The sequence below is a fragment of the Acinetobacter beijerinckii CIP 110307 genome (genome assembly GCF_000369005.1).
Taxonomy (GTDB): Bacteria; Pseudomonadota; Gammaproteobacteria; order Pseudomonadales; family Moraxellaceae; genus Acinetobacter; species Acinetobacter beijerinckii.
This window is the reverse complement of the sequence record NZ_KB849766.1, coordinates 253,173-279,497: the sequence shown is the minus strand read 5'-3', so window position 1 is coordinate 279,497 and position 26,325 is coordinate 253,173. Positions and strand designations below refer to the sequence as shown.

Annotated in this window: 24 protein-coding genes; 17 read left to right on the top strand and 7 right to left on the bottom strand. The window is 37.4% G+C overall.

What is annotated here, in order from left to right:
* The first annotated feature begins 35 nt into the window (after positions 1-35).
* The 5 genes from F933_RS14425 (at position 36) to F933_RS14405 (ending at position 6,366) form a co-directional block, all read left to right on the top strand.
* On the top strand, positions 36-1,676 hold the full coding sequence (locus F933_RS14425; RefSeq protein ID WP_005062442.1) for a thiamine pyrophosphate-binding protein: 1,641 nt from the start codon (positions 36-38) through the stop codon (positions 1,674-1,676).
* 146 nt (positions 1,677-1,822) lie between these two features.
* Complete coding sequence (locus F933_RS14420; RefSeq protein ID WP_005062441.1) at positions 1,823-3,013, top strand: hypothetical protein; 1,191 nt, start codon at positions 1,823-1,825, stop codon at positions 3,011-3,013.
* Positions 3,014-3,435: 422 nt separating this feature from the next.
* On the top strand, positions 3,436-3,633 hold the full coding sequence (locus tag F933_RS14415) for a hypothetical protein (protein WP_005054712.1): 198 nt from the start codon (positions 3,436-3,438) through the stop codon (positions 3,631-3,633).
* Between the two features lie 332 nt (positions 3,634-3,965).
* A complete protein-coding gene (locus tag F933_RS14410) occupies positions 3,966-5,285 on the top strand; it encodes an NCS2 family permease (protein WP_005062439.1) in 1,320 nt (439 codons plus the stop codon).
* 82 nt (positions 5,286-5,367) lie between these two features.
* The gene (locus F933_RS14405; RefSeq protein ID WP_005062438.1) at positions 5,368-6,366 is read left to right on the top strand and encodes an adenosine deaminase; all 999 of its coding nucleotides are present in this window, start codon (positions 5,368-5,370) and stop codon (positions 6,364-6,366) included.
* A gap of 42 nt (positions 6,367-6,408) precedes the next feature.
* Here the strand turns inward: F933_RS14405 and F933_RS14400 are convergent, their stop codons facing one another.
* Positions 6,409-6,963: a cytochrome b gene (locus F933_RS14400; protein WP_005062435.1), complete on the bottom strand. Its 555-nt coding sequence runs from the start codon at positions 6,961-6,963 to the stop codon at positions 6,409-6,411.
* Positions 6,964-7,176: 213 nt separating this feature from the next.
* Here F933_RS14400 and F933_RS14395 point away from each other — a divergent pair, with 213 nt between their 5' ends.
* Together F933_RS14395 and rnhB are read left to right on the top strand one after the other, a co-directional pair.
* Positions 7,177-7,551: a hypothetical protein gene (locus F933_RS14395; RefSeq protein ID WP_005062433.1), complete on the top strand. Its 375-nt coding sequence runs from the start codon at positions 7,177-7,179 to the stop codon at positions 7,549-7,551.
* 365 nt (positions 7,552-7,916) lie between these two features.
* On the top strand, positions 7,917-8,483 hold the full coding sequence (gene rnhB, locus F933_RS14390) for a ribonuclease HII (RefSeq protein WP_005062431.1): 567 nt from the start codon (positions 7,917-7,919) through the stop codon (positions 8,481-8,483).
* 78 nt (positions 8,484-8,561) lie between these two features.
* On the opposite strand, the gene csrA is transcribed toward rnhB, so the two are convergent.
* From csrA to alaS, 3 genes are all read right to left on the bottom strand, one after another.
* Positions 8,562-8,825, bottom strand: coding sequence for a carbon storage regulator CsrA (gene csrA, locus F933_RS14385; protein ID WP_005054698.1), 264 nt, complete (start codon positions 8,823-8,825; stop codon positions 8,562-8,564).
* Positions 8,826-9,072: 247 nt separating this feature from the next.
* Complete coding sequence (locus F933_RS14380) at positions 9,073-10,353, bottom strand: aspartate kinase (RefSeq protein WP_005062428.1); 1,281 nt, start codon at positions 10,351-10,353, stop codon at positions 9,073-9,075.
* A gap of 429 nt (positions 10,354-10,782) precedes the next feature.
* On the bottom strand, positions 10,783-13,473 hold the full coding sequence (alaS, locus tag F933_RS14375) for an alanine--tRNA ligase (RefSeq protein ID WP_171065966.1): 2,691 nt from the start codon (positions 13,471-13,473) through the stop codon (positions 10,783-10,785).
* A 181-nt stretch (positions 13,474-13,654) separates the two neighbouring features.
* Here alaS and F933_RS14370 point away from each other — a divergent pair, with 181 nt between their 5' ends.
* The 6 genes from F933_RS14370 (at position 13,655) to F933_RS14345 (ending at position 19,312) form a co-directional block, all read left to right on the top strand.
* Positions 13,655-14,680 carry a type I glyceraldehyde-3-phosphate dehydrogenase gene (locus F933_RS14370; RefSeq protein WP_005062425.1) on the top strand — a complete coding sequence of 342 codons (1,026 nt, stop codon included), beginning with the start codon at positions 13,655-13,657 and terminating at the stop codon, positions 14,678-14,680.
* A 30-nt stretch (positions 14,681-14,710) separates the two neighbouring features.
* Positions 14,711-15,022, top strand: coding sequence for a hypothetical protein (locus tag F933_RS14365; RefSeq protein WP_005062424.1), 312 nt, complete (start codon positions 14,711-14,713; stop codon positions 15,020-15,022).
* 92 nt (positions 15,023-15,114) lie between these two features.
* On the top strand, positions 15,115-16,176 hold the full coding sequence (locus F933_RS14360) for a hypothetical protein (RefSeq protein WP_005062421.1): 1,062 nt from the start codon (positions 15,115-15,117) through the stop codon (positions 16,174-16,176).
* 204 nt (positions 16,177-16,380) lie between these two features.
* The gene (locus F933_RS14355) at positions 16,381-17,547 is read left to right on the top strand and encodes an ATP phosphoribosyltransferase regulatory subunit (RefSeq protein ID WP_005062418.1); all 1,167 of its coding nucleotides are present in this window, start codon (positions 16,381-16,383) and stop codon (positions 17,545-17,547) included.
* Positions 17,548-17,603: 56 nt separating this feature from the next.
* Complete coding sequence (locus tag F933_RS14350; RefSeq protein ID WP_005062415.1) at positions 17,604-18,923, top strand: adenylosuccinate synthase; 1,320 nt, start codon at positions 17,604-17,606, stop codon at positions 18,921-18,923.
* Positions 18,924-19,000: 77 nt separating this feature from the next.
* Positions 19,001-19,312: a putative quinol monooxygenase gene (locus F933_RS14345; protein WP_005062413.1), complete on the top strand. Its 312-nt coding sequence runs from the start codon at positions 19,001-19,003 to the stop codon at positions 19,310-19,312.
* 332 nt (positions 19,313-19,644) lie between these two features.
* Here the strand turns inward: F933_RS14345 and F933_RS17325 are convergent, their stop codons facing one another.
* Positions 19,645-20,646, bottom strand: coding sequence for a helix-turn-helix transcriptional regulator (locus tag F933_RS17325; protein ID WP_005062410.1), 1,002 nt, complete (start codon positions 20,644-20,646; stop codon positions 19,645-19,647).
* A 214-nt stretch (positions 20,647-20,860) separates the two neighbouring features.
* Between F933_RS17325 and F933_RS14335 the strand changes: the two genes are divergently transcribed.
* From F933_RS14335 to F933_RS14320, 4 genes are all read left to right on the top strand, one after another.
* A complete protein-coding gene (locus tag F933_RS14335) occupies positions 20,861-22,414 on the top strand; it encodes a circularly permuted type 2 ATP-grasp protein (RefSeq protein ID WP_005062407.1) in 1,554 nt (517 codons plus the stop codon).
* An 87-nt stretch (positions 22,415-22,501) separates the two neighbouring features.
* Complete coding sequence (locus F933_RS14330) at positions 22,502-23,104, top strand: alpha-E domain-containing protein (RefSeq protein WP_005062404.1); 603 nt, start codon at positions 22,502-22,504, stop codon at positions 23,102-23,104.
* Positions 23,101-23,880, top strand: coding sequence for a transglutaminase family protein (locus F933_RS14325; protein ID WP_005062402.1), 780 nt, complete (start codon positions 23,101-23,103; stop codon positions 23,878-23,880). The genes F933_RS14330 and F933_RS14325 overlap by 4 nt, the downstream gene beginning before the upstream one ends.
* Before the next feature lie 16 nt (positions 23,881-23,896).
* Complete coding sequence (locus tag F933_RS14320; protein WP_005062399.1) at positions 23,897-24,631, top strand: proteasome-type protease; 735 nt, start codon at positions 23,897-23,899, stop codon at positions 24,629-24,631.
* 58 nt (positions 24,632-24,689) lie between these two features.
* On the opposite strand, the gene F933_RS14315 is transcribed toward F933_RS14320, so the two are convergent.
* Together F933_RS14315 and alr are read right to left on the bottom strand one after the other, a co-directional pair.
* Positions 24,690-25,157 (bottom strand): DoxX family protein, encoded by a 468-nt coding sequence (locus tag F933_RS14315; RefSeq protein ID WP_005062397.1) that lies wholly within the window; start codon positions 25,155-25,157, stop codon positions 24,690-24,692.
* A gap of 61 nt (positions 25,158-25,218) precedes the next feature.
* Complete coding sequence (gene alr, locus F933_RS14310; RefSeq protein WP_005062396.1) at positions 25,219-26,292, bottom strand: alanine racemase; 1,074 nt, start codon at positions 26,290-26,292, stop codon at positions 25,219-25,221.
* Positions 26,293-26,325 lie beyond the last annotated feature (33 nt).

Sequence of the window (26,325 nt, the reverse complement as noted above, 5' to 3'; positions counted from 1 at the left end):
CATGGAATGAAATAAAATTTTTGAGGAATAAGGTAATGACAGAACGTGTAAATGTAGGCGAAGCAATCGCCCGAGTTTTGGAGGCGCACCAAGTTGATAGTATCTACGGCGTCATTTCAATTCATAATTTACCAATTGCTGATGCCGTAGGTCGCCGTGAAAAGATTCGCTTTGTCGCGGCGCGTGGTGAAGCAGGTGCAGTGACGATGGCAGATAGTCATTCACGCTTTAAAGGTTTGGGCGTTGCCTTAACTAGTACTGGTGCAGGTGCAGGAAATGCGGTAGGTTCATTGATTGAAGCAATGAATGCGGGCAGTCCAGTGTTGCATTTAACAGGCCAAGTTGAACGTGAATATTTAGATCGTGATGCAAGTTTTATTCATGAAACCAAAGATCAACTGACTTTTTTACGTGCATCGAGCAAAGCTGCTTTTCGAATTACTAGCCCTGACAATGCGGTCGGCGTAATCCGTGAAGCGATTCGTGTTGCAACCACAGTACCAATGGGGCCTGTTAGTGTTGAGCTACCGATTGATGTTCAAGCGGCAGAAATTGACCTACCACTGAATCTAGGTCCAGTCAAAGCACTCGAATTACCACAAGCAGATCAAGTTGAAGTTGATTTGATTGTTAATGAAATCAAAAAAGCCAAACGTCCAATTTTTTGGATCGGCGGTGGTACGCTCAATAGTGTGGATGAAGTCAAAGCGATTGCTGACTTGGGTATTCCAGTAGTATCTTCAACCCATGCGCGTGGTGTGTTAGCAGATGATCATCCACGTAGTCTAGGTGCATTCCATAACTCAGCAGGCGTTGAACAACTTTTAAAAGATGCTGATTTATTGGTTGTAGTCGGGTCTCGTTTGCGTAGTAACGAAACCAAAACCTATTCAGTGCAGTTCCCTGAAAATATTATTCAGGTCGATGCTAATCCTGTTGCACAACAACGTAATTACAAAATTCGTAATTTCATTTGTGGTGATGCCAAAAATGTGTTGCAACGTGTTCTTACAGGTTTAGCAGGTGTATCTAAAATAGATACTGAGTATGATGCAGCAGTTGTTGATGCGAAACAGTCAGCAATCAATGCTTTACGTACACAGCTTGATCAATATGCGTTGATCTGTGATCACCTTCGTGCAGCACTACCACAAGATGGCATTTTTGTTCGTGATATTACGATGTCAGGCAGTACGTGGGGCAGTCGTTTATTTCCAGTACAATCACCAAATCAAAATATTCACTCTTTAGCAGGGGCGATTGGTCTAGGTTTAGCTACCGCAATTGGTGCCTCAATTGCCAATCCTGACAAAAAAGTGATTGGTTTAGTCGGTGATGGTGGTTTGATGCTAGGCATAGGTGAAATGGCGACGATGGCGCAAGAAAATACCAATATGGTACTGATGATCATGAATGATGGTGGTTATGGGGTCATGCGTGGTATTCAAAATAATTACTTCGGTGGACGTCAGTATTTCAACGAATTACACACACCTGATTACCAAGCTTTGGGTGAGGCGATGGGCGTGAAAAGTTGGAAAGTCGGCAGTGCAGAAGAGTTTAAAACAGTCATTCAGCAGGCAGTTGATTTCCAAGGACCAAGTGTGATTGAGCTAGATATGCATTCAATTGGACCACTGAACTTTGCTGGTCCACCACAAAAGAAATTGTACTGAGTAATTTAAACATTGGTTGAGATGGCTGATGTTTGAAAATTTGTAGGCAAATTTTTTTGCCTACAAAACAATAAAAACTATGTTTTACAGGTAAAACAATAATCCAAGCCAACAGGACGGTTGGTATCGAAGCGAAGGAATATGATATGAAAAAGACATTAGTCATGATGCTTGCAGCACTGTCGATAAGCGTGGTATCAAATGTATATGCACAAAGTTCAGCACTGGAATGGAAAAGTGAGGATGGAACGGATTCTGTCAAGCTTGGTGGAGTGGTGCGTTTGAATCAACGTTATGAAAATTGGGAGGGGCCAAATGGAGGTTTTGGAAAACTCTATTTTGATATTTTTCGAGTTGATCTGAAAGGCAAGTTTGATGATGCCTATTTCAATGCCAGCTACCTTTTCCAAGATCAAGAGAAGCGTTCAATTGAAAAAGCTTATGCGGGATATCATTTAGATGAACATAACAGCATAGAAGCAGGTTTTGTTTATAAACCTTTTGCAATTTATCCTTATCCGCAAAATGGGTGGACTTATCATATTCCATTCTTTTTAGGTTATGGGAATAACATCGCTCCAGGTTTGAACTGGAATTTTAACAACAAAGATTGGGATGTGAAGTTAGGCTATTATCCTGAGATGCTAGCAACTAATCTTCGATATTCACCTGAAAGTGCGACTTATGATGATTTGGCTGAAAATGCATTTCCAACGCAAAAAGTCTATCAAAATGAAAAGCGTCATCAAGTGAATACACGGATTGTTCGTAAGTTAGAAACTGAATTTGGTAAGCAAGAAATTGGTGTATCAGGTGCAATTGCTCAATTGCATAACAAAATCACGGATGTCAACGGCAAATATTATGCAGTGGGTTTGCATACTGATAATAATTACAAACGTTTCAATGTCCAAAGCTCAGTGATTCATTATCAATATGATGCAAAAAATCCAGATGGTGTAAATGATGATATGACCTTGATGGGTGCAAATGGTTTAACGCCAGCATATTTCATTGCTTCTGAGGGAACCATTGCAAGTTTAAATCTTGCATATACCTTACCTGTACAGGATATGGGTAAGCTTAAAGCAATCCGTTTTTACAATGACTATAGTTACTTGGATAAAAAACGGGATGATTGGTCTGATTCGCAAATGAATACCACTGGTATGATGTTCATTGCCTCACCCGTTATGGTTTGGGCGGATTACACGTGGGGAAAAAACTCAAATATTATCGGTGGAGCTACCAATGCCACAGGCTTTACATCTACGGTATCGCCAAATAGTGATAAATGGCTATATCGAATTAATTTGAATATTGGCTTTAGCTTTTAAGCTCTTATTCTTTCCATAAGAAAGCAAAACTTAGGCTTTGCTTTCTCGTGTCATAAGTTGTTATTCATACAAAACTTACTGTTTTAAATTGATTGCTAAATAAGTTTTTCAGATCAACGCGTCAATTGGGTTTAATACGATTTTGTAACGAACAATAAATTTATCTAAAGAAGCTCAAGCATCAATAACTCAATGAAAATAACTATAAAAAATTGATATGCTATTGAATTATATAAAATGCCATTGCTAAAAATGCTGGAATATTCTAGTATCTAATTGGGTGAAAAATGTACAGAATTAAAGTATAAACAACTATATAATTGTGACCTATTTTTAATTTGTGATTATTTAATGTTAATTAGTTCTCATTTTTGTTCCCTTTTGTTAGTATTAAAGAAAAGCATACATTAGAGATAATAATAATGAAGATCGTAATTACCTTAATTGTCGTTTGTTCAGTGTTTGTTTTGGGTTATGCGAGTTATGTCGATTCTCAAAATAAAAAGCGTCAAGAACTTATAAAAATTGTGAATGATGCAGAACATAGTTTGAAAGCGATTCAACATAATCCAAACTATGTGAAGCACGCAAATCTTTCAACGTATCAACAAAAAAATTAGTTGTTGCTATGCTTTAGATTTTTCACATTTATGTTTATCTCAGTTTTGGTGAGCGTGGGGCTTTGATGCTTTTTTATCGAGTGATGCTCACGTCGTGAATAGAATCTGTTAAAATATTTACCATTAAATAAAAAGCTGCATATGAATATGCAGCTTTTTACATTTTGAAAACGGATTCAAATTTATCACGTTGTCTGAGTAACAGGTAAAAAACTGGCATATAGATTGCTTAGTAGCCTTGTATACCAATTTGTGTACATTCAAAAAATATTTGATACACAAGCGTATAGATTTCACATTCTACGATCTTAGATTTTAACAGGTACTATGGTATGACAACGCCTAATGCTTCAGTTGGTTTGTTAGAGCGCTTATTTAAGCTCAGCGATAACAAAACCAACTTTAGAACAGAAGTTCTAGCAGGTGTAACCACATTTTTGACCATGTGTTACATTATTATTGTAAATCCACTCATTCTTTCTGAAACAGGAATGGATCATGGTGCTGTGTTTGTTGCAACCTGTTTGGCTGCTGCAATCGGGTGTTTGGTCATGGGGATTATTGCAAATTATCCGATCGCACTTGCACCAGGTATGGGCTTAAATGCGTATTTTACCTATTCAGTGTGCTTGGGTATGGGGGTACCTTGGCAAACGGCACTTGCAGCGGTGTTTGTTTCAGGTTTAGTTTTCTTAGCAATTAGTTTTTTCAAAATCCGTGAGGCAATCGTCAATGCGATTCCAATGTCCCTCAAATTTGCAATTGGTGGTGGTATTGGTTTATTCCTCGCATTAATTGCACTAAAAAATGCAGGAATAATTGTTGATAATCCAGCGACTTTAGTTGGTTTAGGCGATATTAAACAACCTACAGTATTGTTGGCACTCTTTGGCTTTTTAATGATTGTTGTTTTACACCAGTTTAAAGTCCGTGGTGCGATCATTATTAGTATTTTAGTGGTTACTGCGATTGCTACCGCTTTAGGTTTAAATGAATTTAAAGGTGTGGTTGGTCAAATTCCTTCTATCGCCCCAACATTCATGCAAATGGACTTTGAAGGTCTATTTACTGCAAGTATGGTCGGCGTTATTTTCGTCTTTTTTATTGTTGATTTATTTGATAGTACAGGTACTTTGGTTGGTGTTTCACATCGTGCAGGGCTATTACAGGATGGTAAATTACCTCGTTTGAAGAAAGCATTATTTGCTGATTCAACAGCGATTGTTGCAGGTGCTGCTTTAGGTACATCTTCAACTACCCCTTATATCGAATCAGCTTCTGGTGTTGCTGCGGGTGGGCGTACAGGCTTAACAGCAGTTGTTGTGGCATTCTTATTCATTGGATGTCTATTTTTAGCGCCACTTGCTCAGTCAGTACCAGGATTTGCAACCGCACCAGCACTGTTATTTATTGGCGTGCTCATGATTCAAGGTATCACTCAAATTGATTGGGAAGATATTACTGAAGCTGTTCCAGCATTTTTAACCATTGTATTTATGCCGTTCACATATTCAATTGCTGATGGTATTGCAATGGGCTTTATTAGTTATGCACTAGTAAAATTATTTACAGGTAAAGCAAAAACAGTACCTTATATGGTTTGGATTATTGCGGCACTTTGGGTATTTAAGTTTGTTGCATTTGGTGGTTAAACCACTTAAAAATCATTGATAAAACCTTTAAAGGGTGTACCTCATTAGGCAACACCCTTTTTTATTTAGACGTGGAGTTAATATGAATCAAGTCGAGCTGATTCGTGCTTTACCCAAAGCCGAATTGCATGTGCATATTGAAGGGACTTTTGAACCAGAATTGATGTTTGCTATTGCACAGCGTAATCAGATTCAGATTCCTTACCAATCTGTTGAAGAAGTGAAACAAGCTTATAATTTTCACAATCTTCAATCTTTTTTAGATATTTACTATGCAGGCGCAAATGTGCTGGTGCATGAACAAGATTTCTATGACCTTGCTTGGGCATATTTTGAAAAATGTGCTCAAGACAGAGTCGTACATACCGAAATGTTCTTTGATCCGCAAACGCATACGGAGCGTGGGGTTGCATTCGCTACTGTATTAGATGGTTTGAAACGCGCTTGTAAAGATGCGAAAGAAAAGCTAGGTATTAGTTCCCAATTAATCATGTGCTTTTTACGTCATTTAAGTGAAGAAAAAGCATTTGAAACGCTAGAGCAAGCATTACTATTCAAAGATGACATTATTGCAATCGGTTTAGACTCAAGCGAAGTTGGACATCCTCCTGCAAAATTTGAACGTGTTTTTGCGAAAGCACGAGAAGCAGGTTTCTTGATCGTAGCACATGCAGGCGAAGAAGGTCCTCCTGAGTATATTTGGGAAGCTTTAGATTTACTAAAAGTGAATCGTATTGATCATGGTGTTCGTTCAGAAGAAGACGAGCAGTTAATGACACGTTTAATCGCAGAAAAAATGCCGTTAACCGTTTGCCCTTTGAGTAACTTAAAGCTTTGTGTCGTGAACGATATGGCTGAGCATAACATCCGTCGTTTATTACAAAAGGGTGTACACGTTACGGTGAATTCAGATGATCCTTCATATTTTGGTGGTTATATGAATGATAATTATATCGCGATTCAAAATGCTCTAGATTTATCAAATGATGAATTGAAGCAACTAGCAATTAACTCTTTTGAAGCATCATTTATTTCTGATGAAGAGAAGCAAAAGTGGATTGATGAAGTAAAGAAAATTTAAAAATAAAAAAAACCGCGTGAAGCGGTTTTTTTATCTAACAAATTATTTAGGTTGTTTTAACATGCTCAATAAAACATTATCTTTATCAATTATATGGTGTTTAATCGCTGCTAAAACATGCCCTGCAATCAATAATCCTGCAAACCATGATAGGTAAATATGTATTGGTTTAACAATCGCTAATAGATCAGGATTGTCTTGAACTAAGCGAGGTATTTCAAATAAGTATAAAACAGGTGCAGGGTGTCCAGCACTCCAGCTAAATAAACAGCCAGTGATGGGTAGTGCAAGTAACATGAGGTAGAGTGCAAAATGCCCAATATGCGCGAGCGTTTTCATCATGGGTGACATGGTATTTGGTAATTCAGGTACAGGATGGGTATAGCGCCAAAATATTCGGATAACCACTAAAAAGATAATCGTTGTAGCAATATTTTTATGTAAGGTAATGACATCCCCTTTGAAACTTCCATCAACTTCATAGCTTAAAAAATTCCCACTATAAAATCCAATAAGCCATGCAACGATAAAAATAACGGCCATGAGCCAATGTAATACTTGTGCTGTGCGAGTGTAGTACTGTGCTGAGGTTGACATCGCAACATCCTAGCTGTGATATGAGTCGTTCAATTCTAAATATCGTTGATAATTCCTCATACGGCGTATGTGTAACAGAGCGTTTTATGCTTGAAACGCTTAAATGTTGATAGCTCGGTGTTTTATTATGTAACTTGTCTACAACGTCATTTGATTAAATCTAATGGTTGTGCAAAATACGCCTGAAAGAATGTTATCGACAGGTTTAAGATCATGAAAAAATTACTACTCGTTGTGCCTATGTTATTAGCGCTAAATGCTTGTGTTGCACCAAATGCAAATAATTCGGCAGCTACGACATCTCAACAGCTAGGTATGGCAGCTTTAAAAGTCGCTGTGAATGCAAAATGTATTAATGAAATAAATACTTTACCGGCATGGAAAACTGCAACACGATTAATGACTGTTGAACAACGTGAGACTATTCAAACCAATGTATGTGGATGTGTCAGCGAAAAAGCACCGAATAGTGTAACGGCAGTAGAGCTCGCTACAGCTGCGATTGATCCTACAGCACGCGCAACAATTGTTAATCAAGTGGTTTCTGAAACTGTGAATGCTTGTGTGGCTGAAGTTCTAAACAAATAACTACCATAAAATACAGTAGGCAGGACTGAGCTTGATTAAGTCCTGCTATTCATATTGAGTTTATATCTTTTTGTAATTGCATACTATTTTAATCACTTTATATCATAAACTTATAAAAATACTTAGAGCTAGGATAGGTTTTAAGATGTATAAAATGAATTTTAAATGTGTCGATAAAATACCCCTTTAGTTTTATTTGTGGCCGAGCTTACTCTAGTCGTTGTAAATACAAAAACAAAAATATATTAAGTGGCATTGCTGTTGCAAAAACCATGAATGCTTCAGTATCAGAAGTGCTAAAATAATACAGTTTAAATAAGTTTTAGTTGGCTGCTCCGAAGCAGCTAATTTTTGTGAGTAATATAATGTTTGTTGCTGGTGTAGATGAGGCAGGACGAGGGCCTTTAGTGGGTTCAGTTGTCGCTGCTGCTGTTATTTTAGATCCAAATAATCCGATCGAAGGTTTAAATGACTCTAAAAAGTTGACTGAAAAAAAACGTGAGAAACTTTTTTTAGAAATACAAGAAAAGGCACTTGCTTGGTCAATTGCTGAAGCAACACATGCTGAAATTGATGAATTTAATATTTTACAAGCAACTTTTTTAGCAATGCGTCGTGCTGTTGAAACATTAAAAATTCAGCCTGAAAAAGTCATTATTGATGGTAATCAAATTCCTAAAGGAATTGAGATTGATTGTGAAGCAATTATAGGCGGAGATGCAACGCATGCTGAAATTAGTGCAGCGAGTATTTTGGCAAAAGTAACACGTGACCATCAAATGAAAGCGTTGGATTTAGAATATCCAGATTTTGGTTTTGCTAAACATAAAGGTTATCCAACTAAGGCTCATTTTGAAGCAATTGCATTACATGGGGTAATTGATCAACATCGTCGTAGTTATGCACCGATTAAGAAAGCACTTGGATTATAAGAATTAAAATACTTAATCCAAAAATAATTAAAGCGACTATTATTAGTCGCTTTAATTATTGGAGAAGAATTCTGTACATTAACGATTAAAGTTATTATGTTGAGTAAAATCGCTATTCTCTTCTTCATATGAATGTTGATAGTCTTGATCAAGATGTTGTAAATGCTCATGCATAGCACGTTCATGTTGGATACGTTGGTAAATTTCCTCACGATGCACAGAAACTTCTTTTGGAGCATTTACCCCAATACGCACCTGATTGCCTTTTACGCCAAGCACAGTAACACTGACTTGATCCCCAATCATTAATGTTTCTCCGACACGACGGGTCAGAATCAGCATGTTTATCTCCTTGCTAAACGCTTAAACTTGCGACAGGGAATTCATTGTTCGAAAGCACAGCCTTAATATACAGAAAATTAGAACAGAAATATGTAAAAAACAGTTTTTTTCGTAAATTCTGTTCAGACTATCTGAAAAACCTCATGGCTTAATATAACAGAGCCACTGTAATAAAAACTATAGTGGCTCTGTTTTTTTTACTATTTACTTGAAAGTAAAAAAGTAAATATACTCAATGAGCTATTAATTAAGCACGTACACTGCTTTCGCCATGTTCACGGTCTAAACCAAAGGCTGTATGTAAACAACGTACCGCAAGTTCTAAATAGTTTTCTTCGATGATGACTGAAATTTTAATTTCAGAAGTAGAAATCATCAAAATATTAATACCTTCATCAGCTAATGCTGAGAACATTTTGCTTGCTACGCCAGCATGCGAACGCATACCAACGCCTACAATAGAAACTTTTACGATGTCATCACGAGTTACAACTTCACAACCTTCGATACTGCTTGCAGTTTGATCTAAAATTGCGTTAGCTTTTGCTAAATCGTTGCGATTAACTGTGAACGTAAAATCAGTTGTACCATCTTCTTCAACATTTTGGATAATCATATCCACTTCAATGTTGGCATCGCTGATTGGCGATAAGATTTTAGAGGCAATACCCGGTTCATCAGGAACACCCAAAATTGTTAATTTTGCTTCATCACGGTTAAATGCAATACCTGAGATAATTGGTTGTTCCATATCGTCTTCTGCCTCAGTGGTAATTAGTGTGCCTACATTTTGTTTGAATTCGTCATCAAATGCGCCATCATCATCATTATCAAAGCTTGATAATACACGTAATGGAACTTGATATTTACCAGCGAATTCAACAGAGCGAATTTGTAAAACTTTTGAACCTAAAGATGCCATTTCAAGCATTTCTTCAAAAGAAATACGATCAATTTTCTTCGCTTTAGGTGCAACGCGAGGATCAGTGGTGTAAACACCATCTACATCGGTATAAATTTGGCATTCATCAGCTTTCAATGCAGCAGCAAGTGCAACACCTGACGTATCAGAACCACCACGACCTAAAGTAGTGATATTGCCGTTAGCATCAAAACCTTGGAAACCAGCAACAACAATAACACGACCAGCATCTAAATCAGTGGTCATGACATCAGTATCGATAGATTCAATACGTGCTTTGGTAAAAGCGCTATCTGTTTTAATACCAACTTGACGACCTGTATATGACTTAGCTTCTACACCAATTGAATTAAGTGCCATAGCTAACATCGAAATCGTTACTTGTTCACCCGTTGACACCATTTGATCTAACTCACGTGGGTCTGGGGTGTTGGTAATGGCTTTAGCAAGTGCAAGTAAGCGGTTAGTTTCTCCACTCATTGCTGATACAACCACAACCACTTTATGGCCATGGTCATGCCAACGCTTGACACGACGAGCAACATTTAAAATGCGCTCAGGAGTACCCATTGAAGTACCGCCATATTTTTGAACGATTAATGCCATAACTATCCTTACCAATTAAACAAGTCTAACGACTTAAGGCACTTACACATATTTGAAGACCAGATTTAACTGGAAACTTCAACATACCACGCAACTCGTAAACTTCTCCTTTGTTAGAGGCAGGAAGTCTATATTGATATTCTCTCTCAGACGGTTTAATTGCCTGAATTTTGCTTTTGGAATTGCACAATGTCATTCCTGTCAATGGTTTAAATTACACCAGAGACGTTTAAAGCGAATCGTTACAGTTTTTATTGCTGTAGTTCGATTGAATAATTCAGTTTTGATCATATTGCTTTCAACATAATCAAATGGCATAAACTCACAATAGGGCAGCGGCTTGGTTAGCACAGTAAGCTGTTAAAAGTACTCGCATTAACTGTTTAACTCAAAAAACCGCACATCCTATAATTCGTTTATGCATTACACTTATTGTTCAAGCCAAGCAGGAAGAGCAGTCATTACTTGATCAAACTTGTCATTTAATGGAGCGCCACCTTGTGCTAAATCTGGTTTACCACCACCTTTACCACCAAGTTCTTGAGCCAAGTGCTTGATAATGTCGCCTGCTTTTAACGTGGAAGCATATTGCTTAGCGACAGACGCGATTAAACTCACTTTGTCACCTTCAATGCCAGCTAAAATAATGACTGCATCTTCTAATTTTGATTTTACGCTGTCATGAAGATTGCGTAATGATTTGGCATCTAAACCTTTTACTGATGTGATAAGTGTTTGACGGCCAGCAATTTCTTTCACTTGATCTAAAAGTTCAGCCGCTTGAAAGCTCGCTAACTTTTGGTTCAATTGTTCGATTTGCTTTTGAAGACTTGATGCAGTTTCAACAATCGCTTCAACTTTCTCAACGGTTTGGTCTTTTTGAGCTTTCAATAAACTATTGATAGTTTGGATATCGTTTTCTGCTTTTTGAACAGCTTCAAGTGCTTTAGTACCAGTCACAGCTTCAATACGACGTACGCCCGCAGCGACACCACCTTCAGATGTGATTTTGAACAAACCAATATCACCTGTGCGTTTAACGTGTATACCACCACACAGTTCGATTGAGAAGTTTTTATCTTCAATCACTGAACCCATTGAAAGTACGCGAACTTCATCGCCATACTTTTCACCGAATAGCATCATCGCACCTTTGGCTTTTGCTGATTCAATATCGAGTAGTTCAGTCGTTACAGGGCTATTTGAAATCACTTCTGCATTAACTAAACGCTCAATCTGTTGCAATTGTTCAAAAGAAACAGGTTGGTCATTGGCAAAGTCAAAACGTAAAATGTCACTTGCAACCAAAGAACCTTTTTGCTGAACGTGATCACCAAGAATTTGGCGTAAAGCCGCGTGTAAAAGGTGAGTCGCAGAGTGATTACGTGCAGTTGCTGCACGAATATCTGCTTTAACGGTTGCTTCAACATTTTGAGTGGCTTTCAGGCTACCCATAGTCACGATACCTTGATGGACAAATGCACCACCAGATTTTTTAGTATCTTGAACTTCGAAGATACCTGTATCGTTTTTGAAGATACCTGTGTCACCAATCTGACCACCGCTTTCTGCATAGAAAGGGGTTTGGTTCAATACGATCAGTGCTTCGTCACCTTCGTTAATTTCATCAACTTGAACGCCATCTTTATAGATCGCAACAATTTGACCTTGACCTTGAGTTGCATCATAACCCTCAAATTGAGTTTCACCTTCAACTTTAACGATGCTGTTATAGTCAACTGCAAATTTACCAGCATCACGTGCACGTTGGCGTTGTGCTGCCATTTCAACTTCGAAACCAGCTTCGTCAATTGTCAGGCTACGTTCACGCGCAATATCAGCAGTTAAATCAGTCGGGAATCCGTAAGTATCATAAAGTTTGAATACAGTTTCACCTGCAATTACATTACCTTTCAGTTGCGCTAATTCACCTTCTAATAACTTCAAGCCTTGCTCAAGTGTTTTAGCGAATTGCTCTTCTTCTTTAAGTAGTTGCGCTTCGATGCGTGCTTGCTGTGCAGCAAGCTCTGGATAAGCCTCACCCATCACTTCAATTAGTGGTTGCAACATCTTGTAGAAGAATGAACCTGTTGCACCTAACTTGTTACCATGACGCACTGCACGACGAATAATACGACGCAACACATAACCACGTCCTTCATTAGAAGGATTTACACCATCAGCAATCAAGAAAGAACATGAACGTGCATGATCCGCAATAACTTTAAGAGATGCAGGATATTCAACTGGTTTATTTTGTGATTTTGCTTCAGCTTCAATTGCTGTGGTATCTAAACCAATGATGTCAGCTGCTGCTTTTAATAAGTGTTGAAACAAATCAATTTCATAGTTTGAATTGACGTGTTGAAGTACCGCAGAAATACGCTCCAAGCCCATGCCTGTATCTACAGATGGTGCTGGAAGAGGGTGCATCACACCATCCGCAGTACGGTTAAACTGCATAAATACGTTGTTCCAGATTTCGATGAAACGGTCACCATCTTCTTCAGGAGAACCTGGTAGACCGCCCCAAATATGGTCGCCATGATCATAGAAAATTTCAGAACATGGACCACATGGGCCTGTGTCACCCATTGCCCAGAAGTTATCAGAAGCGTATAGACCGCCTTTATTATCACCAATACGGATAATACGTTCTGCATCAATCCCGATTTCTTTATTCCAAATATCAAAAGCTTCATCGTCTGTATGATAAACAGTGACGTATAAACGATCTTTTGGTAAGCCTAACCATTGTTCGCTGGTTAAAAATTCCCAAGCAAATTTCAATGCATTTTGTTTGAAATAATCACCAAAAGAGAAGTTACCTAACATTTCAAAGAAGGTATGGTGACGTGCAGTGTAGCCTACATTGTCGAGGTCATTGTGTTTACCGCCCGCACGAACACATTTCTGAGATGAAACTGCGCGGACATAATCGCGCTTTTCGAGCCCCAAAAAGCAATCTTTAAACTGGTTCATACCTGCGTTGGTAAACAGCAAAGTAGGATCGTTGGCGGGAACGAGTGAGCTCGAAGCGACACGTGTATGCCCTTGCGATTCAAAGTAACGCAAAAATGCTTCACGAATTTCAGCTGATGTCATAAAACGAGTACTCACAACCAAGCGTCCATAATTTTAAAGGTGCTAAATTATAACGGAAAATACCTATCCGACCAACGATTTTACAAGCAATATCATATAAAACTGTGATTAAGCTAAAAATCTATATTCAACAGCGCGCTTCATGTTTTACCATATAGCATATAAATGATGATGTTTTTATGAATAAGGGCTCTGCATGCAACGTATCGCTATCAATGGATTTGGTCGAATTGGTCGAAATGTATTACGTGCATGGTTTGAAAATCCAAAACAGTTTCAATTTGAAATCGTTGCAATTAATGATATTGCGGATGTCCAAACCTTAGTTCATTTATTTAAATATGACACGACTCACGGACGCTTTGCAGGGCAAGTTGAAATTCAAATTGAAAATGCAGATATTTTTCTTAATATTCAATCCAATCAGCGTCAGTTAAAACTTCAAGTTTTTAAACAATCCGAGCCTGAGTTATTGCCTTGGAATAATTTAAATATCGATGTTGTGCTTGAATGTACAGGCTTGTTTCGTTCAAGAGTTGATGCAACCAAGCATATTAATGCGGGTGCGAAACGCGTCATTATCGGTGCTGCACCTTTTGACTCAGTGGATGCTGCTATCGTGTATGGTGTCAATCACAATGATGTGAAATCAGCTGATCAGATTATTTCAAGTGTGTCTTGTACCACACAGGCATTAGTGCCATTGGTTAAAATAATTGATGATGCTTTTGGTATTGATACTGCGTTAATGACTGAAATTCATGCAGTTACAGCAGATCAATCTGTTTTAGATCATGCCCATCGTGACTTACGTCGAGCACGTGCTTCAGGTCAAAATATTATCCCTACGACTTCAAGTGCATTAGGTGCTTTAAAACAAGTCATGCCAAAAATGGAAAATCGAATTGATGGATATTCAATTCGAGTACCTACAATAAATGTGGCAGCTATTGATTTAACTTTTGTTTCGCATTCACCGATTACTGTGCATAAAGTGAATGAAGCTTTGACTAAAGCGGCTCAATTTGATTATGCGCAAATTATGCAAGTAACGAATGAGGATCTAGTCTCAAGTGATTTTAATCATTCACCCTATTCTTTAATTGTTGATTTGACACAAACCATGGTGGTTGGGCATCAAGCTAAGGTTTTTGCGTGGTACGATAATGAATGGGGTTATGCAAATCGTCTTTTAGATTTGTGTGAGTCATTTTGTGATTAAATCTTTATAAAATTTATTTGGGGATAAAAAATGACATTAATATTGATTTGGGGTTTTATTATATTGCTTGCAGTTGCGATTGCTTTCTTGTTTTGGTTTCAGTTTAAAAGCAATAATTTGGTTCAAAGTACTGAACAGGTTCTTCAATTGGAAGAAAAAGTGATTCATTTAGAATTGCATTTAAAAAAAGGATTGGAGATCATGCAAGATATGGCTAAAAAAATGCATGTTCAACAAGAGGTTTTAGATAAAACGATTTCAAATATTGCAGCTTTAGAAAAGCAGAATGCTGAGTTGGTGAGTGTTTTGGAAATTGTTGTTAAAAATAACGCTAAAGAATAATAATTTAAAATCTTATAATTTATTGTTTGGTTTAATAAATCACTTTGTTATGATTCGAGATGCTTAATAATTTATAAATGTATCAGGATTATATGGACACTATTTCAAAAAAGATAACAGGATGCTTTGTTTTATTTTCTGGATTATTCTTAACTGCTTGTGGTGGAGGTGGGGGAAATTCGCAAGCAAAGAGTACTGAAAGTGATGAAGCAATCTATCAAGTATATTATCAAAAACCAATTATATCCGAGGGTTCTATTCCTGAGTCTTTTGAAATCACCAAGTATTCTATAAAAAATAATGAAATCAACTTTACAAAATCGCGTAATCAACCATTAACTGAACGTATTTTGACTGAACAGAAAGTTTTTGAAATAAATACACCTCAAACAAATACTTTAAAGAAAATTTCACCTACGGTTTGGACATATGAACGTCTACCTGAACTTAAACAGAATCTAAATTTTGAATTAGTAAATTTAGGTGGGGAAAATATATTTGATCGTTTGCTGCCAGGCTATCGTGATAATATAGATTTCAACAAGATGGATGATCGTTTTAATAAAGAACTCATTGCCTTTAATCAACATTATAAAAATTCAGTTTTTCCAAATGGAAGCATTTGTTATCGGCTAAAGCAAACACAATGGAATCAGCCTTATATTGAATCTTTCTCCACATTTAATTCATTTCCATCATTTAAGGAACAGAAACAGCAAATTCTTTCTCGTTACAATAACTTGGCTGAAAATAAAAAGTACTTCAAGCTTATAGATACTCAATGGCATGGCTATAACTTAATTTCTTTAGAGAATTTAGAAACAGGCAAAACACAAAGTGAGCTTGGAAATAGTGAAGATCAAACTGCCAACATTCAATTTATTCCAAGTACTTTGTGGGATGTAGATAAAAATTTAGCTTATGAGCAAAGCCATCTTCTTCAAGCTTCTGATCCTGAAAATTCAATTGAGAATTTATTTGTACATGAGCAAAAAATGGAAGTTGCCAAGCTTGAAAAAAGTTGCTTTGCATATAATTCAACAGCAATTAATGCTGTAAAAAAGTTAAATCTGATCAATTGGAAACAAGGGGATAGTTCAGGTATTGGGCAGTTCTTTGGAATGAGAACTTGGATTTTTGAGCCAAATTCCTAGTAATAATCTATTGAAATTATTAGTTAATCATGTAAAAGCTGTTTGTTTTTTATAAGGTGGAATAAGCAGTTTTTCTTCAAATTCTCAGGTGCATCATGTAAATCTTCATGCTACACTACGCTGAATCGGGCATTCACCCGATTTTTTTATGTGGTTGCTTTTTACGTAGATCGTTCTGCGTTAAACAGATTTTAGGTTTGAAACATGACCATTTCAGAGACATGGTTGCTCCCTGATGGGGTAGCAGATGTATTGCCCGAACAAGCGCAAGTGGTTGAAACTTTGCGTCGAGAAGCTTTAGATTTCCTCGCAGTTCGAGGTTATCAATTGGTTTATACACCATTTATTGAATACATCGAATCGTTGTCTTCATTATCAGAATCCAATCAAGATTTAGATTTAGTCACCTTTAAAGTTATAGATCAACTTTCTGGGCGCTTGCTTGGTGTGCGTGCGGATATGACACCGCAAGTTGCGCGTATTGATGCACATGTTCGTCCGATCGAAGGTGTGGCTCGTTATTGCTATGCAGGTACAGTCCTTCATACAAAACCGCAAAATTTCAATGCAACACGTGCGCCTTTACAGTTAGGTGCTGAACTATATGGTCATGACAGCATCGAAGCAGATGTTGAAATGATTGATGTAATGTTGGCTCTAATCGAACATACGCATAATTTGCACGGTGTTCATTTGGATTTAGGTCATGTTGGTTTATTCCGTAGCTTAGTAAAACGTGCTGGGCTAAATAAAAACACTGAAAGCGTACTTTCTGATTTATATCAGCGTAAAGCTTTACCAGAGCTAGAAGAATTTACAAAAGATTTGGCAATGGGAACAGATTTTTATGCTTTAGGTCGCTATGCCAGTGATTTAGATGCATTACAGACACACTTAAGCCAAGATATTTTAAATGATGTCGAGTTTAAAAATGAATTCGATGCATTGAAAACAACATTTACACAAATTCAATCACGTTGGCCAAATTTAAATATTGGTATTGATGTGATTGAATTGCGTAGTTATCACTATCATACAGGTTTAATGTATGCCATTTATGCGCCAAACCGCGCTGCGCCACTTGCTCAAGGCGGTCGTTATGATGGAATTGGTGAGCATTTTGGGCGTTCACGTCCAGCAACAGGATTTAGTTGTGATTTATATGCTTTAGGTGCGACACAATTTGTTGAAATTGAAACAATCGTTGCGCCCAAAGGTAATGATCAAGATTTATTAAATGCAATTGCAAAGACACGTAGCCAAGGTTTATGTGTGGTGCAATTGCTAGGTAATGATGATTTAAGCTCAGTACCATATGCGACCCATCAAATGGTGTCTCAAAATGGTCAATGGGTGATTGAGAAAATTTAATTGCCGAGCTAAAGGCTTGGTTTCCAATTTTAACAGCATGATGTAATGAGGCTATTATGGGCAAAAATGTTGTGGTACTTGGTACCCAATGGGGCGACGAAGGAAAAGGTAAAATCGTCGACCTGCTCACAGATCAAGCGGCTGCGGTCGTACGCTATCAAGGCGGACATAACGCAGGGCATACTCTTGTCGTAGGTGGTAAGAAGACTGTATTACACCTCATTCCATCAGGTATTTTACGTGAAAACGTATTGTGCTTAATCGGGAATGGTGTCGTTCTTTCTCCTGAAGCGCTAATCAAAGAAATGGCAATCTTGGAGCAAGAAGGCGTACCTGTTAAACAACGTTTACGTATTTCTCCAAACTGTCCACTTATTTTGCCGAATCACATTGCACTTGATCAAGCACGTGAAAAGAAACGTGGAAATGCGAAGATTGGTACGACAGGTCGTGGTATCGGTCCTGCATACGAAGATAAAGTTGCGCGTCGTGCTGTACGCGTTGCTGACTTAATTCGTGGTGGTGCGTTACTTGAAGAAAAACTTCAAGAAATGTTAGAGCTACATAACTTCCAACTTTCGCAATTCTATGGCGTTGAAGAAGTTAAGTTTGAAGATGTACTTGCACTTTGTAACGAATGGCGTGAAGTGCTTGCACCATTAGTGATTGATGTGACTAAAGTGCTACATGATTACCGTAAAGAAGGTAAGGCAATCATGTTTGAAGGTGCACAAGGTTCATTACTTGATATCGATCACGGTACTTATCCTTATGTAACAAGTTCGAACACAACTGCTGGTGGTGTGAGTTCAGGTTCAGGTATGGGTCCATTACATTTAGATTATGTATTGGGTATTACTAAAGCATATACAACACGTGTTGGTGCTGGTCCATTCCCAACCGAGTTACATTATGATGCATCTACCGATACAGGTGATGCTATTGGTCGTCATTTAGGTACTGTCGGACATGAGTTTGGTGCGTCTACTGGTCGTCAACGTCGTTGTGGTTGGTTCGATGCTGAAATCTTACGCCGTTCGGTTGAAGTAAACTCATTATCTGGAATTTGCTTGACTAAACTTGATGTATTGGATGGTTTGGAAGAAATTAAAATCTGTGTTGGTTATGAAGATGTTGATTCAGGCTGTGCAGGTTCTTCTGATGCGATTTCATTTGAAAGTTTAAAACCGATCTATGAATCAATGCCAGGTTGGAGTGAATCAACTGTTGGCTTAACTCAAATTGATCAACTTCCTGCAAATGCGTTGGCTTATGTAAAACGGATTGAGCAGTTAATTGAATGTTCAATTGATATCGTTTCAACTGGTCCTGATCGTGCAGAAACAATTGTATTACGTCATCCATTTTCAGCATAAGCTGATGTGGTGATTGAAAAGCTCTCATGAATTTGAGAGCTTTTTTTATGGAAAAATTTTAAAAAATCGAAGACAACATGACATTAAAATTGATTGCCGAAGACTTTATTCAACCAGAACACCTTAATGCAGTTTTACCTCTGTATCAGGAGCTTGTTGAAAAAACTAGATCTGAATCAGGTTGTATTGCTTATGATCTTTATCACGATCACAAACAGAAAGGACATTTTGTTTTTATTGAAGAATGGATGAGTCGCGAAGCGCTGGATTTACATGTACAGTCAGAGCATTTTCAACGCTTAGTACCGCTAATTGATCAATATCAGATACAAGCTGGTCGTTTTACTCATCTACATCGTTTCGAAGTTTTATTATCCAATAAAGAGTAAGCTGCTTTTTACTGGAAGATCAGCAATAGCAAAAAATCAGCTTTTGATTCCAATCTTTGTTATTTCACAGCTAAAAAAATTCTGGTTATATTAGCTTTACGTTCAAACAAAGAGGGCTTTAACGATGACGAAAAAGAGAATCCGCTACAATGGTTATGAATTAGCGTGCTGATGTTAATTAAAAATCAATGCGCTTAAAAGGTACAAACCAATTTTGATCAGGTGGGGAGAAAAGTTGGTTTGAACATTTTATAAAAATAAAAAATTTAATTTTTAACAATAAAATTGATAAAATTACGAAGAGAACCAAATGGTTCTCTTTTTTTATTAGATTATTCTTCAACTTCTCTCACTGCATTATAAGCAGCAGCCGGTTCAATATTAAGCAGTTTTTTTCCAAAACTTCTTAACCACCAAACCAGTTGAGAAGTGAAAGGAACTGTTGCACTAACCTCAACAATATTTTCTTCTAATGGTGTAATCGTTTGATCTTTGCTTAATTGACTCTCATAAAAACTTTGGGCTGTACTTTCAGTCATCGTTAGCTTTAACAGAATCTGTTCTGTAGGTTTACTATAATCAACACGGAAACCAAGTGCACCTGATTCAATATAATTATCAATATCAAAATTTACAGGATGTAAGGCACGACTATCTAAGACTATAGCTGCTTTAAAACGGTGCAGTGCAAAAGTTTGAACTTCAGTTTTATCATTTCGAGTACAAATCAAATAAATCACTGCACCTTTTTGAACCAATGCAAGAGGGTTGAGAATATAGGTTTTATCTTCGCCTTGATTTATTCTGGCGCGATAAACACATTCGATTTGTTTATCTTGTAACAATCCTTCGTAAATTGCTTGTTGTGCATGCTTGTCGACCATAGGCGGAATTAATGGTTGATTAGCAGGAACAATTCGAACTCGATTAATCCATTGTCTGACATTATTTTGTGTAGATAAGCTGCGTTTTGCTAAATCAAACCAAGGTGTCATTTCTTCAAGAAGGCTAGGTGGAAGTAGGTGGCGTAAATGCTCTTCGACCATCATAAAGGTTACTGCTTGTGAGCTGGTCATATGTGGCAAACTTTGAATCGGAGCATCAGAACGCCAACGCCAGCCTTGCGGTACAGTCTTATTGCTTTCGATTGGAAAACGTTGAGCAATTTGATTTAAATCACGCTGAATCGTCCGAAGACTGATTTCAATGCCTTCTCTTTCTAATATTTCTTGTAATTCACGAGTACCCATCCATTTCCCAGTCGATAAGCGAGAAAGTATCTGCCATTGGCGATAAAGACTATTAGACGTTTCTTTTTCTTGTATGGATGACATAGGCGAATAACTAAATTGTTTGATCTAAAGCAGACACAATAAAAAAACTCTTTGTATTTAGCAAGCCCATCTGATCTAGATTACTCATTTACGACTGAATCTAATTCACATTTAGTTGAATATCTGAGACTTAATAAATGAAAAATTAGAATTTGTATAAGTGGCATTGAAATTGCTTATTAGATATATGAATAAATGATGAGACGAGGTTTCTATGACAGAACAAGAGCACAACCTACATATCAGCACAGATTATTACGCGCCAGATCAAACGACTTCTACGGTTTCAACACATTCGTCTTCATTTATTTCTCAGCTCAGTGTGAGTACCAATTTGTTTGAGCAACTTAAATCAGAGTTTTTTAATGAGATGTTGGATGATAAAAGCTTTAACGGAGAGGCTTCAAAAAAAATTGAACAATGGTTAAGCATTCGAAGTTTAGATGAATTAAAAACATTGGGAACCCAAGCTAAGCAACATTTTTTATATCAAGGTATTACTTTTAATGTTTATGGTGATCAAGAGGGAACAGAACGTACGATTCCTTATGACCTGATTCCTCGTGTGATTGAAAAAAAACAATGGGAGAAAATTTCTACAGGTTGTGAGCAACGTGTTAAAGCGCTTAATTATTTTTTAGACGATATTTATCACGCTCAACATATTTTAAAAGAAGGCTTAATACCTGCTCAGCAAGTGATGATGCATGAAGCCTTTCAACCACACATGTTGAAACATCATCTTAAAGGGAAAATTTACTCCCAGATTAGTGGTATCGACATTATTCGTGATGGACAAGGTGATTTCTTTGTATTGGAAGATAATTTAAGAACACCATCTGGTGTTTCATATATGCTGGAAAGTCGTAAGATTAGTCAAAAGCTGATGCCAGATCTATGTACTACAAATAATTTACAAAGTATTGAACAATACCCAACGTTATTAAGAGCAATTTTGGAAGAAAATGCGCATGTTGATAATCCATTAATCGTTGTTTTAACACCAGGCAGATTTAATAGTGCTTATTATGAACATGCATTCTTAGCGCGAGAGATGGATGTTCCTTTGGTAACAAGCCGAGACTTATTTGTTGATGATGATAAAGTATTTGTGAAAACAGTTCGTGGTCGTCAACAAGTGGATGTCATTTATCGTCGAGTTGATGATGAGTTTCTTGATCCATTAACATTCAAGCCTGATAGTACTTTGGGTGTAGCAGGATTGATGTCGGCGTATTTGCAAAATAATGTTGTGATTGCGAATGCACCAGGCACTGGTGTTGCAGACGATAAATCAATTTATCCATATGTCGATAAAATGATTGAATTTTATTTGTGTGAGTCTCCTATTTTAAGTAACGTTCCGACCTATCAGTGCCGTGATCATGAGCAATTAGATTATGTACTTTGTAATTTAGAAAAACTTGTTGTCAAAGAAGCTCAAGGTTCTGGCGGATACGGTATGCTTATTGGACCACAAGCTGATTCACAACAAATTGAAGAATTTAGACAAAAAATTATTGAAACACCACACCTATATATCGCGCAACCAACTTTGGCTTTATCTGTTGCTCCAACGTTAACCACAGATGGGGTCGCAGAACGGCATATCGATTTACGTCCATTTGTATTGAGCTCACCTTATCGGACTGAGATTGTTCCTGGCGGTCTAACTCGTGTGGCAATGCAAGCAGGGTCGCTGGTAGTTAATTCATCTCAAGGCGGTGGAATTAAAGATACATGGGTGGTGGAGACGTTACGTTCATAAACCTTTCTGACACACTCTAAGCTTTGGGCACGCATCACACTTGCTGAGTGCCTGAGCTGTTTTAATAATATATAAGGGAGGACATGTATGGTTTTACTTAGCTCGAGCGCTCAACATATTTATTGGTTAGGACGTTATTTATTTAGAATTGGTCATGTCGCAAGTCATTTACCATTTTCAACGGATCAACAAGCAGCGGAATTTGCTCAAGCACTGTCTTTACAGATCGATGATGCTGAAAATTTGAATCAATTTATGTTAGCAAAAGCTCAGCCATATTCTTTGCTAAGCCAACTTGAGATTGCAAGAGATAATATCCAAGAATTAAGAGGATTGCTGACTGCCGAAGCATATGCTGAAATTAATTATCTAATTAAAAATACCCCTTCAGATGCATTGGCAATACAGCAAGTCGTAGAAGAGTGTTGTTCTATTTTAAAAGCAGAACAAGAAGAGGTTTTCCTATTTTTTGACATAGGACAAGCGGTTGAGCAAATCGATACTTATTTTAGATTTTATCAAAATATTGATCATGTGATTGAAGCGGTAGACTTTAAAGTTAAACGGTTATTTAGCTTGGGTTGGAATGATTTACAACCAAGTTGGGAGATTTTAAAAACAGAACCTTATTTAAATCAGTTTTATGCTTTTACTTATAAACTTGAAAATCAATTCGAGGTGCATGCATGAAACTTATGGTGAATCATCAAACGCATTATCGTTATACTCAGACTGCGCGTAATAGCGTGCAGTCCATTAAAATGATGCCCCAAAGTTCCAAACATCAAACCGTTGAAAATTGGCATGTCAGCGTACCTGGGCAATACTCATGTAAGAGGGATTCGTTTAATAACTTATGGATCACAGCAACTCAAAGATATGATTATCATTATTTGACGATTATGGCGCAGGGAATTGTCGATTTATTCGATACTGAAGTTGGTAGTTTTGAGAGCGATGTTTCACCAATTATTTTTCAGCAAAGAACAGCAATGACTTGCTGTGATTTAACTATGGCTGATTTTGCTCACAGTGTCGTAAAAGTCAAAGATCGTCAACATTTGATTCTATTAGCTGAAGAAATTTTAAGACTAATACCTTATCAGCCTGAAAGTACTTCTGTGACGACCTCAGCGATTAATTCCTTTTATGCTGGGCAGGGTGTGTGCCAAGATCATGCGCATGTATTAATTGCAATGTGTCGTTCACTCAATTTGCCTGCACGATATGTTTCGGGTTATTTATATGATCAAAATCAACCACACCTCGCCAGTCATGCATGGGCAGAAGTATTTGTGGATAATGAGTGGTATTGTTTCGATGTAAGTAATCAGATATTTACACCTCAGAATCATATTTACGTTGCAGTTGGACGTGATTATTTGGATGTAGCACCTGTTCGTGGTGTGCGAGAGCAGGGAGGTGTAGAAAGTATGATGTCTGTTGTTCAGGTTTTGGCTTGTTGAGTTTAAAGAGAGAAAGATGACCTATTGTTGTGCATTAAGATTGGAGCAGGGTTTAGTATTGATCAGTGATACACGAACCAATGCTGGGGTCGATCATATTTCTGTATTTCGTAAATTACATACTTTTGGTGTTGAAGGTGAGCGTTTCATCGCGTTACAAACGGCTGGAAATTTAGCGACAACTCAAGCTGTGATTGGGCATTTGCAAAATGCACTTGCTTTGGATCAAGAGCCAAATCTTTTTACTGTTAAAACAATGTTTGAAGTTGCTGAATTAGTGGGTAAAACATTACGTAAGGTTTTAGAAGATATTACCGAAAATACCCAAGAACAGATGAACTTTTCTTGCAGTATTTTAGTGAGTGGACAAATTAAGGGCGAGGAAATCCAACTTTATAATGTTTATCCTCAAGGAAATTTCATTTGTGCAACCATCGATACACCTTATTTTCAAATTGGTGAAAGTAAATATGGGAAACCTATTTTAGATCGTGCTTTGCATTATACGATGCCACTTGCTGATGCTTTACGTTGTTCATTAATCTCATTTGATTCAACTTTGAGATCGAATGTCTCTGTTGGATTACCATTGGATGCGTTGATATATCACAAGGATAGTCTTGTCATACCTGAAGGGAAGCGCATCGGAGAGGAAGATCCGTACTTTAGTCAAATTAGTAAGCAATGGTCTGAAACTTTGCGTCGGGGGCTACAGGAGTTACCAAAACCTACCGTTGACTATGGTCTATAAATAGAAGCGAACTACTCAAAGTAGTTCAATCCCTACTTTGAGACTCTATTTTTTATGATCATAGGTTTATCTTTTTGTTTAAGGTTCGATCTAGTGACAGGATACTAGGTTTAGATGTAATGAGTACCGTTAAAAGAAACATATAGAGCAAATCGTGAGTATAGAAGAACCAACTGAACCAGCTAATCAGATCTAAGCCGTTTGGAATTGTATGGATTCCAATGGTATATAATGCGGTAAGACAAATTATGAATAATAGAATGCTGCTGAGCTGAGTCAATAATCCGAGGAGCAGAAATAAACCTGCAAGCATTTCGGTAGTGGAAACAAAAGTACTCATAATTTCAGGAAATGGAATGCCTGCATCAATGATTGTCTCCAACATAATCAGTTTATTTTTCTCAACGAAAAGCTTATTGAAGCCTGTGGTGAAGAAAAAAATGCCGATAGAAATTCGGATCAGAAAAATAACGAATTGTTGAATCGGCATTTTATTAAGCGGATTATCGTATATCAGTTTTAGCATTTTAAGTTTAAATGGTTAAAACTGTATTAGAAATAAAACACAAAAAATGATCAAGTATTGTTTAGTTACCTAGTCGTCGAGTAGGGCGTTGTGTAAGGCGGCAAAGTAATTCATAACCAATTGTTCCATTTGCATGTGCAACTTCATCAACTAAACGTTGCTTACCCCATAGCTCAACTTTCGTGCCAATTTCTGCATGAATATGGGTTACATCAATTGCAATCATATCCATACTGACACGTCCAACAACAGGAACCATTTGTTGGTCAATTGCAACAAAATTTTGTTTCACGTAAGCGCGTGGATAGCCGTCACCATAGCCAATAGAAACAATAGCTATAGTCAAAGGACTTAATGCAGTGAATGTTGAGCCATAGCCTACATATTCACCTTGTTGAATCTGATTTAATGCAATGATCTCAGCAGTGAAACTCATGACAGGTTTGAGATCAAGCTCACATACATTTTTATCTGAAAATGGTGATGCTCCATACAACATAATTCCAGGGCGAACATAATCAAAATGAAGTTCTGGATATTTATAAATTGCTGCTGAATTGCAACAAGAGGCTAGTATAGGGTCACACGCTTGTTTAACTTCTAAAAATTGATTTTTTTGCTGTTCATTTAAGGGATGTTCTGCATCAGCATTGGCAAAATGCATGGTTAAAACGCAGGTAAAACCTTCAGCTTTCAAGCGCTGAATCACGTCAATGATTTCATCGACTTTAAAACCGAGACGATTCATGCCGCTATTCAGTTTTACCCAAACCTTTAAATCTAATGCGTTATAAGCAGCTTTATGCTGAATTAACCATTCTACTTGTTGGTTGTGATGCACGATGCATTCAAGCTTCTGTTCGATGACTTGTTGCATCTCATTTTCAGCAAATACACCTTCAATCAATGTAATCGGCTGGGTATATCCAAGTTGCCTGATCTCTAAAGCTTCTTCTAGACAGGCGACACCAAAAGCATCCGTGGCCTCTAAGGCGGCTAAACAGTGTTTTACTCCATGTCCATAAGCATTGGCTTTGACCATACTGACGATTTTTGAATGTGAAGTAAGTTGTTTAACACGGTTTAAATTATATTGCAGTGCTTCACTGTCAATATAAACTGTTGCTTGGCGCACCCTGAGATCTCCTTTGGGTCGACTTGGATTGTA

What these genes read in the sequence shown, in the direction of transcription:
- F933_RS14395 (WP_005062433.1), top strand. Translation starts at nt 7,177, where the DNA reads ATGAAAAAATTACTACTCGTTGTGCCTATGTTATTAGCGCTAAATGCT.
- F933_RS14410 (WP_005062439.1), top strand. Translation starts at nt 3,966, where the DNA reads ATGACAACGCCTAATGCTTCAGTTGGTTTGTTAGAGCGCTTATTTAAG.
- F933_RS14380 (WP_005062428.1), bottom strand. Translation starts at nt 10,353, where the DNA reads ATGGCATTAATCGTTCAAAAATATGGCGGTACTTCAATGGGTACTCCT.
- F933_RS14370 (WP_005062425.1), top strand. Translation starts at nt 13,655, where the DNA reads ATGCAACGTATCGCTATCAATGGATTTGGTCGAATTGGTCGAAATGTA.
- F933_RS14325 (WP_005062402.1), top strand. Translation starts at nt 23,101, where the DNA reads ATGAAACTTATGGTGAATCATCAAACGCATTATCGTTATACTCAGACT.
- rnhB (WP_005062431.1), top strand. Translation starts at nt 7,917, where the DNA reads ATGTTTGTTGCTGGTGTAGATGAGGCAGGACGAGGGCCTTTAGTGGGT.
- csrA (WP_005054698.1), bottom strand. Translation starts at nt 8,825, where the DNA reads ATGCTGATTCTGACCCGTCGTGTCGGAGAAACATTAATGATTGGGGAT.
- F933_RS14315 (WP_005062397.1), bottom strand. Translation starts at nt 25,157, where the DNA reads ATGCTAAAACTGATATACGATAATCCGCTTAATAAAATGCCGATTCAA.
- F933_RS14425 (WP_005062442.1), top strand. Translation starts at nt 36, where the DNA reads ATGACAGAACGTGTAAATGTAGGCGAAGCAATCGCCCGAGTTTTGGAG.
- F933_RS14400 (WP_005062435.1), bottom strand. Translation starts at nt 6,963, where the DNA reads ATGTCAACCTCAGCACAGTACTACACTCGCACAGCACAAGTATTACAT.
- F933_RS14420 (WP_005062441.1), top strand. Translation starts at nt 1,823, where the DNA reads ATGAAAAAGACATTAGTCATGATGCTTGCAGCACTGTCGATAAGCGTG.
- F933_RS14360 (WP_005062421.1), top strand. Translation starts at nt 15,115, where the DNA reads ATGGACACTATTTCAAAAAAGATAACAGGATGCTTTGTTTTATTTTCT.
- F933_RS17325 (WP_005062410.1), bottom strand. Translation starts at nt 20,646, where the DNA reads ATGTCATCCATACAAGAAAAAGAAACGTCTAATAGTCTTTATCGCCAA.
- F933_RS14350 (WP_005062415.1), top strand. Translation starts at nt 17,604, where the DNA reads ATGGGCAAAAATGTTGTGGTACTTGGTACCCAATGGGGCGACGAAGGA.
- F933_RS14355 (WP_005062418.1), top strand. Translation starts at nt 16,381, where the DNA reads ATGACCATTTCAGAGACATGGTTGCTCCCTGATGGGGTAGCAGATGTA.
- F933_RS14415 (WP_005054712.1), top strand. Translation starts at nt 3,436, where the DNA reads ATGAAGATCGTAATTACCTTAATTGTCGTTTGTTCAGTGTTTGTTTTG.
- F933_RS14345 (WP_005062413.1), top strand. Translation starts at nt 19,001, where the DNA reads ATGACATTAAAATTGATTGCCGAAGACTTTATTCAACCAGAACACCTT.
- F933_RS14405 (WP_005062438.1), top strand. Translation starts at nt 5,368, where the DNA reads ATGAATCAAGTCGAGCTGATTCGTGCTTTACCCAAAGCCGAATTGCAT.
- F933_RS14330 (WP_005062404.1), top strand. Translation starts at nt 22,502, where the DNA reads ATGGTTTTACTTAGCTCGAGCGCTCAACATATTTATTGGTTAGGACGT.
- F933_RS14335 (WP_005062407.1), top strand. Translation starts at nt 20,861, where the DNA reads ATGACAGAACAAGAGCACAACCTACATATCAGCACAGATTATTACGCG.
- F933_RS14320 (WP_005062399.1), top strand. Translation starts at nt 23,897, where the DNA reads ATGACCTATTGTTGTGCATTAAGATTGGAGCAGGGTTTAGTATTGATC.
- F933_RS14365 (WP_005062424.1), top strand. Translation starts at nt 14,711, where the DNA reads ATGACATTAATATTGATTTGGGGTTTTATTATATTGCTTGCAGTTGCG.